Consider the following 7,675-nt stretch of genomic DNA (forward strand, 5'->3'; position numbering starts at 1 on the left):
TCGCCGCCGGCGCCGACGCCGGCCTCGGTGCCCCGCACGTCACCCTCGAGGCGCTCGGCCGCGAGGACACCCTCAACGCCGCACTGCTGAGCCTGCGCCCGCGGGGACGGCACGTGCAGATCGGCCTGTTCGACGGTGTGCCGCAGGCGGCGATCCCGCGCGTCATCGGCCTCGAACTCGACGTGCTCGGCTCCCACGGGATGGCGGCCGCAGACTACCCCGAACTCGTCGATCTCGTGTCCTCGGGAGCCCTGCGCCCGCAGGACCTCGTGACCCGCACGATCTCCCTGGCCCAGACTCCCGACGCCCTCGTGGCCCTGAGCGAAGGCACCCTGCCCGGAATGACGGTGATCCGACCGTGAGGAACAGGCAACCGCAGGACTCGGGAACCGAGGACACCGACCTCACGGAACCGTGCGCCGACAACGGAGTCGGCGAGAACGCGCCTGAGTGCGACACGGAGAACAACCCCGAACACCGCACCGAACTCGACGTCGTCCCCACCACTGATCCGGTGGCCATCAGCGGAGGGCCGGTGGCCATCAGCCGGCCGGCCGGTGGCGCACCTCCCGAGGACAACACTCCTCCCGAGAACAGCACGGTCCCCGACGACAGCGACGACAGCACAGTCCCCGACGACGGCCCGGTCCCCGCCGTCGCCTACGAGAAACCGATGCGCACCGTCGTGGTCCTCGCCGGCGCGAGTATCACCGCGGCCCTCACTCAGACCGTCGTCGTCCCGCTCATCCCCCGGTTCCCGGAGATGTTCTCCACGGATGCGGCGAACGCGAGCTGGATCATCACGGTGACCCTGCTGAGCGGTGCGGTGACGACCCCGGTGTCGGGGCGCCTCGGCGACATCTTCGGCAAGAAGCGGATGATCCTCGTCCTCCTCGTGCCCCTGCTGCTCGGTTCGCTCCTGTGCGGGTTCGCGACGAACCTGCCGCTCATGGTGCTCGGCCGTGGCCTGCAGGGCCTGGCGATGGGCATGATCCCCCTCGCGGTCGCACTCGTGCGGGACGTCGTGCCGCCGCACCGCCTCGGCAGCGGTCTGTCGATCATGAGTTCGTCCTTCGGTGTCGGTGGGGCGATCGGCCTGCCCCTCTCTGCGGCGGTCGCGCAGTGGGCGAACTGGCGGGTGCTGTTCTTCGGAACGGCGGTCGTGGCGGTGCTCATGGCGCTGCTCATCCGCCGCCTCGTGCCGCGCGGCACCCGGACACCGTTGCAGGGACGGTTCGACTTCGGCGGGATGGTGCTCTTCGCCGCCGGTCTCGTGTGTCTGCTCCTCGCGATCTCGAAGGGCGGCACGTGGGGGTGGGCGGACCCGCTCACGCTCGGGTGCTTCGTCGGATCCGCGCTGTTCCTCCTCGTGTGGGGTGCCGTCGAGCTCCGGGTCCGCGAACCGCTCGTCGACCTCCGGGTCACCGCACGCACCGCGGTCCTCCTCACGAACGCCGCCTCGATCCTCGTCGGGTTCTCGTGGTACGCCCAGAACCTCGCGATCCCGCAGTTCCTCCAGGCCGACCCCGCGACCGGCCACGGGGTCGGCCTCGACATGGTGATGATGGGCCTCGCCCTCGCCCCGGCGGGCGCGGTGATGATGGCGGTCTCCCCGATCGGCGGGCGCTTCATCGACTGGATCGGTCCGCGTACGACCCTCGTCGTCGGCATCTCCATCGTCGTCCTCGCCTATGTGTCGTTCTACTTCCTGTCCGGCAGCGTGTGGGGCATCGTCGTGATGACCTCACTCGTGTCCGTCGGTATGGGTCTGGCCTACGGTTCGATGCCGACGCTCATCCTCGGCGCCGTCCCGCAGTCGATGTCCGCCGCCGCCAACAGTTTCAACTCCCTCATGCGCTCGCTCGGCTCGACGATCTCCGCGGCGGTCGTCGGCGCGGTCCTCGCCCTCATGACCCAACCCTTCGCCGGCACCGAGGTCGCCTCTCTCGCCGGGTTCCGCACCGCCGTCGCCCTCGGTGGCGGTGCTGCGCTCCTCGCCGCCCTCACCGCATGCTTCATCCCCGTACCCGGTAGGCGCAGGAGACGGCGCACGGTGGATTGAGGGCACGACGTCCGGTTTTCGGACCACCTCCCGCCTTCCGAGCCGAGACGTACGGCCACCGGGAAGGACACGTCCGGGTTCGGGCGTATCCGCGACACCGGGGCACCCGGCAGTCATACTCGAAGGCGTGACTTCCAGCCCCGCCTCCCGCACCCGTGCCGTCCCGACCGACCCGGTTGCCGGGTCCCCCCTCGGCCCCGCCGGGGCGCCCCGACCCGCAACGCACCGTCGCGCCTCCCGTGGCGCACGGCCCGGGGCGCACCGGGTGCGCTCCCGCGTTCTCCGCGCCGCGCTCGGCGCGGCGCTCGCGCTCGTCCTCGCAGCCGGCTTCGGTGCCGTGCCCGGAGCGACGACGGGCGCCTCGGCGGCGCCGATGTCCGGCTCCGCCCGGTACGAGGTGAGCGGCGGGATCGGGAACGCATGGAAATCCCTCGGCGGCGCCTCGGGCAAGCTCGGCCTGCCGACCTCTCCCGAACGCTGCGGGCTCAAGAACTCCGGGTGCTACCAGTCGTTCAAGGGCGGGTCCATCCACTGGACGAAGGCCACCGGAGCCCGCGCCACGTGGGGCGGTATCCGCGCCGCGTGGGGCGCCACGGGTTGGGAGAACGGAAAGCTCGGTTACCCGACCACGAACGAGACGTGCGGCCTGACCGGCGGCGGGTGTTTCCAGACGTTCCAGCGCGGCTCGATCCACTGGTCGAAGGGCACCGGAGCCCACGCGACATGGGGTGGGATCCGCACCGCCTGGGGGAATTCGGGCTGGGAGCGCGGCACGCTCGGATACCCGACGAGCAACGAGACGACGAAGAACGGCGTCGTCACCCAGACCTTCCAGCACGGGGTCATCACGTGGACCGCGAAGACCGGGGCGGTCGTGAAGGTGAACGGCAGCAGCATTCCCGCGAACTTCTCGATCTCCGGCAAGGGCTTCGGGCACGGCGTCGGGATGAGCCAGTACGGCGCCCGCGGACTCGCCCGACAGGGGAAGTCCTACACGGACATCCTCGGGCACTACTACACGGGCGCGAAGCTCACCGAGAGCACGACCTACCGGAACAAGGACATCCGGGTCCAGCTCACCGGCGGCATCACGAAGACGAACGTGTACGCGAAGAACGGGGCGATCCGCGCCCGGATCGTCGGGAACGGGAAGTCCTACACGGTGCCGGCCTCCGGAGATGCGCTCACCGTCGAGGCGGGCACCTTCTACGGGTCCCAGCGGATGCGTGTGTGGACGTCCGGACAGAAGTACTACACCGCCGACCCCGGGACCACGGTCACCCTCGAATGGCAGAACACCCGTGCATGGCCGGGCTCGGGGTCGACGACGGTGACGGTGCCGGGAGCACGTGGCGGCGCCACCGGTGAGTACCGGCACGGGACGATCGAGGCCTCCGTGGTGAGCGGGAAACTCAACCTCGTGAACGCACTGCGGCTCGACTCCGAATACCTCTACGGGATCGCCGAGATGCCCGCCTCCTGGGAGACCGAGGCGCTCGCGGCCCAGGCCGTCGCCTCCCGCACGTACGCGTACCGCAACATGGGTTCGCTCAAGTCCGACTGCGCGTGCAATGTCTACGACGAGACCCGCAGCCAGGTCTTCGCCGGGTGGACGCAGGAGAAGAACTCCGCGTGGCGGAAGGCCGTCGACAAGAGTGTCACCTCCGCGGGTGCGAAGGTGCTCACCGACGGTGGCTCGTACATCGACGCGGTGTACTCGTCCTCGAGCGGTGGAAAGACGAACAACGCGGTCGACGTGTGGGGCGGGAGCGTGCCGTACCTCGTGTCCGTGTCGGACGCGAGTGCGTCGAAGGCCGCGTCCGGCAATCCCTACGAGACCTGGTCGACGAGCGTGACGCAGAAGTCCGTCGCCGCTGCCTTCGGACTGCCCGATGTCACGTCCGTGTCGCTCTCGAAGGCGTCGAACGGGGTCCAGGTGAAGACCGCGACGGCGACCTCGTCGAAGGGCGTGACGAAGTCACTCAGTGGCGAGAAGCTGCGGGCTGCGCTGAAACTGAAGTCGCCGAACCTCACGGCGTTCTCCGGGGTGTGATCACTCCGCCGCGTGCCTCTTACCCCGGGAGCACTCACCTCATCCCAGGAGCGCGCCCTTCATCCCAGGAGCACGGCCTTCATCCCAGGAGCGCGGCGAGGACGACGCCGTCCCGCTGACCCGGCCAGGTGCCGAGGAGGGACCCGAAGGCCTCGGGTGAGGTCGCCTCGGCCGTGCGGCTGCCGGAGGGGTGGTCCTGCGGGAGCGGCACCGTGTCGATCGGCAGGTCGACGAGCGGGAAGCGCGTGAGCGCGAGGGTCGAGGTGCCGACGGTGATCCGGGTGATCCCGTTCTCGGTCTCCGGAGTGTAGACGTCCGCGATGTTCGCGTGGACCTCTCCCCCGTAGGCCGGGGTCCTCCCGCTGCCGACGATGCCGCCGTTGCCGTTCTCGCCTCCCATGGGTCCGGCGAGCACACCCCATGCGTGCGTCGTGCGTTCGCGTTCGATCGGGCCGTCCTCGCCCTCGATGAACTCCGCGACCGAGGTGTCCTGCTCGATGATCGTCCGCAGCAGCTCCTCGACGAAAACGGGATCGACGGTGGCGTCGTAGACCCACCGGGTGCCGAGCGCCGAGTGTTCGAGAGTCCCGATGAACCCGTGGTCGCCGCCCGGGAGTTCCTCGTTGCGGTACGACAACGGCACCTGGACGAGGGTGTGGACCCCGTCGGGCGCCACCATGTCGACGAGGTGTACCTCGACACCCACCTGCCCGTCCGGATCGTCGAACCGGAATGCGCCGACGGGCTCGACCGATGCGCCGTCCGGCACCTCGATCCACGGCCGGGAGGGCAACCACTCCCGGATGAGTTCCGGCTTCGACGGGGTGAGCGTGGCTCGATGGATGATCGCCATGGTGTCTCCTCCGGATCGTGGTGTGGGTGGGGTGCGTGCTTCGAGCGTAGTCGTGACGGAGGTCTCCCGTCACGGGGAACCGGGCCGCGATGAGCCTGTCCGTGTCCGTACCCGTGCCCGTGCCCGTGCCCGTGTCCGTGTCCGTGCCCGTGTCCGTGGCTCCGGCTAGCGTGGTGTGCCGGCCGGAGCTCTCCGGCCGGGTCTGCGCACCGTCTTCCCGGGCAGCGCGGCCTCTTCCCCGACAGAAGGAGAGCACACCGACATGATGGGTGGGCACCATGCGATCACCGGCGCCGCCGGGGGAATCGCGATCGCCGGCACCTCGGCCCTGGCCTTCGGCCTCATCGACGGAATCACCACCGCCGAGGTGGTGGCCGTGGCCTTCATGACCGCGGGGGCCGCGCTGTTGCCGGACATCGACCACCACAGCGGGACGATCGCGCGGTCGTTGCCCGACGTCGGGCCGCTGCCGAGTCCCTCCGAGGTGTTGTGCCGCGTGGTCGGGAGGATCTCCGGGGGCCACCGTCGGGGAACGCATTCGGTCCTCGGCATCGCCGTGTTCGTCCTCGTGACCGTGGCGCTCGGACGCCTCGTCGTGCCCACCGGCGGCACGGATGTGGCGCTCGGCGCGGGACTGCTGGGGGTGCTCCTCGCCTCGTTCGCCCTGCGCGCCTTCCGACTCACCGGTCGCGGGCGCGTGTGGCCGTGGGTGTTCGCGCTCGGCGCCGGTGTCTTCTTCGGCTGGCAGTTCCCGGATTCCGGGTGGGTGCTCCCGGTGAGCGTCGGCCTCGGATGTGCGATCCACATCCTCGGCGACATGCTCACGACCGGTGGGGTGCCGCTGTTGTGGCCCGTCGTCGTCCGCCCTCCGCAGTGGTTCCGACGGATCCCGGCCGTGTCGGCGGTGTGGAAACGCAATGGGTTCCTCGCAGTGCCGGTGCTCGGTGATACCGGATCCGCCCGTGAGTGGGTGCTCTGTTCGGCGGTGACGATCTACGTGGCCGCAGCGTTCGTCGCGGAGTTCGGCTGGCTCCCCGATTCCGCGGCCGTCGGGTGAACGGACGGCGGTTGCGTCCGGTGCTCGGGGTTCGGGGTTCTGACGCCCAGTGGCGTGTGCAGTTCTGACGCCGGCCGTAGTCTCGGCGTGGGTTCCGGTCGCTCGGCTACGGACGCATTGCGTCCGGCTCGGCCCCACCACCCCATCGGCAGGCCGCCGAGGTGTCACTCACCTGGGGACCCGCTGGTCCGGACGCTCCGACTGCTCTCGTCTCGGTCCGTCGGGGCCGATGCCATGAGGTCCGGCCGATAGCTCGGTGCCGGATGCCCGGCCGCGGCGACCGACCCCGTGGTCGACGCGCGCGGCTACCCGCGGGAAGCACCCGCCGGTGGGCGCGGCCGGGTGGCGAGGCCCACGCCGGCGAGAGTGACGACGACGCCGATCCACTGCACGACGGTGAGCCGCTCTCCGAAGAGGACGAGCGCCTCGAGGGCGGCGAGGGGTGGTGTGGTGAGGACGAGGATCGAGACGTACGACGCGGAGACGGTGCGCGTGAGGTGCACCATGAGGAGCATTCCGCAGATCGAGATGACGAGCACGGACCAGCCGAGCCCGAGCCACAGCTTCGGACCCCATGTCGGTGGGCCCTCCCCGGTGAGGACGGCCATGCAGGCGACGACGAGGGCACCACCGAAGGTCTGCCAAGCGACCGCGGGAAGGAGTGCCGTGCCGCGGACGCGCGACTGCGCCATGACGCCGAGCGACAACGCGGTCACCGCGAGGACACCGAGCCCGATGAGCGACGGACCGATCCCGGCCGACGGTGCGTTTCCGGCGCCTTCGTCGGCAATGACTCCGGGCACGAGCACGGCTGCGACCCCGACGAGCGAGATCCCGACGCCGATGAGCACTCCGGGACGGGGGACGGACCGGACGAGTGCGGCGGTGAGGAGGATCGTGAGGACGGGTTGCCAGCCGCCGAGGAGCGTCATCACTCCGGCGGGAAGTCCATCTGCCACGGCCATGTAGCCGAGGCTCAGGTAGGCACCGTTCATGAAAGCGCCGATCCCGAGGTGTGCGAGCACCTCCTTCGCGCCAGGCAGTGTGAGTCGGCGCCGCACGCGTGCCACGATGCTCACTGCGAGCAGGACCGTGCCGGCTGTCGTGAAGCGCAGCAGGAGGAAGGTGTTCGGATCCGCCGAGCCGTCGATGAACCTCGCCACGACGAACCCGGTCGACCAGATGAGCACGAAGACGAGCGAAGCGCCGAGGATCATGGATCGATCCTACGGTGACGTGACCGTGATCACTGCTGTTCTGCAGCTCAACTGCTCTGCAGCTCTGCCTGGGGTCAGAAGGGCGCCGGGTCGTCATCGAGGCCGCCGGAATGCCAGATCACGTCCGGACCCGAGGCACGATCGCCCGCGGCGGCGGGACCATTACTGCTGCCCGTACCGGGACGGTCACTTCCACCGGGGCGGGGGCGTTCACCGCCGGGACCGCTACCGGGACCGGGGCCGGGGCCGGCGCCACCATCGCCGTCATATCCGGCACCGCCGTCGCTGTCGCCGTCGTCGTCCCGCGAATCTTCGTCGCCGGTTCCACCATCGGAGTCGTCACCGCGGGCAATGCGCCGGAAGTCCTCGGCATGCGTCACTTCCACCGGGTCTCCCGGCGGGAACACCTCCACCTCATTCCCGTACGGCAGCA

General features: G+C 70.0%; 7 protein-coding genes. 5 read left to right on the forward strand and 2 right to left on the reverse strand.

Features of this window, described 5'->3' with window-relative positions; translation table 11 throughout:
- The 3 genes from ABD172_RS00255 to ABD172_RS00265 all read left to right on the forward strand — a co-directional run.
- Positions 1 to 362, forward strand: a 362-nt coding sequence (locus ABD172_RS00255; RefSeq protein ID WP_344305884.1) for a zinc-binding dehydrogenase, incomplete at its 5' end; no start/stop codon positions are given.
- Positions 359 to 2,062, forward strand: a complete 1,704-nt coding sequence (locus ABD172_RS00260) for an MFS transporter (protein ID WP_344305885.1) — start codon at positions 359 to 361, stop codon at positions 2,060 to 2,062. The genes ABD172_RS00255 and ABD172_RS00260, both read left to right, overlap by 4 nt.
- Positions 2,063 to 2,189: 127 nt before the next feature.
- Entirely contained in the window at positions 2,190 to 4,115 is a 1,926-nt protein-coding gene (locus ABD172_RS00265; protein ID WP_344305886.1) for a SpoIID/LytB domain-containing protein, read from the forward strand.
- Positions 4,116 to 4,194: 79 nt separating this feature from the next.
- Here the strand turns inward: ABD172_RS00265 and ABD172_RS00270 are convergent, their stop codons facing one another.
- Positions 4,195 to 4,968 carry a maltokinase N-terminal cap-like domain-containing protein gene (locus ABD172_RS00270; RefSeq protein WP_344305887.1) on the reverse strand — a complete coding sequence of 258 codons (774 nt, stop codon included), beginning with the start codon at positions 4,966 to 4,968 and terminating at the stop codon, positions 4,195 to 4,197.
- Between the two features lie 262 nt (positions 4,969 to 5,230).
- On the opposite strand from ABD172_RS00270, the gene ABD172_RS00275 reads away from it, so the two are divergent.
- On the forward strand, positions 5,231 to 6,025 hold the full coding sequence (locus ABD172_RS00275) for a metal-dependent hydrolase (protein WP_344305888.1): 795 nt from the start codon (positions 5,231 to 5,233) through the stop codon (positions 6,023 to 6,025).
- Positions 6,026 to 6,330: 305 nt separating this feature from the next.
- Here the strand turns inward: ABD172_RS00275 and ABD172_RS00280 are convergent, their stop codons facing one another.
- Positions 6,331 to 7,242, reverse strand: a complete 912-nt coding sequence (locus ABD172_RS00280; RefSeq protein WP_344305889.1) for a DMT family transporter — start codon at positions 7,240 to 7,242, stop codon at positions 6,331 to 6,333.
- A 110-nt stretch (positions 7,243 to 7,352) separates the two neighbouring features.
- On the opposite strand from ABD172_RS00280, the gene ABD172_RS00285 reads away from it, so the two are divergent.
- On the forward strand, positions 7,353 to 7,675 hold a 323-nt coding region (locus ABD172_RS00285; protein WP_425546627.1), incomplete at its 3' end, for a hypothetical protein.

It is taken from the genome of Brevibacterium samyangense (genome assembly GCF_039529845.1).
Taxonomy (GTDB): domain Bacteria; phylum Actinomycetota; class Actinomycetes; order Actinomycetales; family Brevibacteriaceae; genus Brevibacterium; species Brevibacterium samyangense.

Excerpts from the sequence above, each read along its gene's own strand:
- ABD172_RS00270 (WP_344305887.1), bottom strand. The coding sequence starts at position 4,968 with ATGGCGATCATCCATCGAGCCACGCTCACCCCGTCGAAGCCGGAACTC.
- ABD172_RS00280 (WP_344305889.1), bottom strand. The coding sequence starts at position 7,242 with ATGATCCTCGGCGCTTCGCTCGTCTTCGTGCTCATCTGGTCGACCGGG.
- ABD172_RS00275 (WP_344305888.1), top strand. The coding sequence starts at position 5,231 with ATGATGGGTGGGCACCATGCGATCACCGGCGCCGCCGGGGGAATCGCG.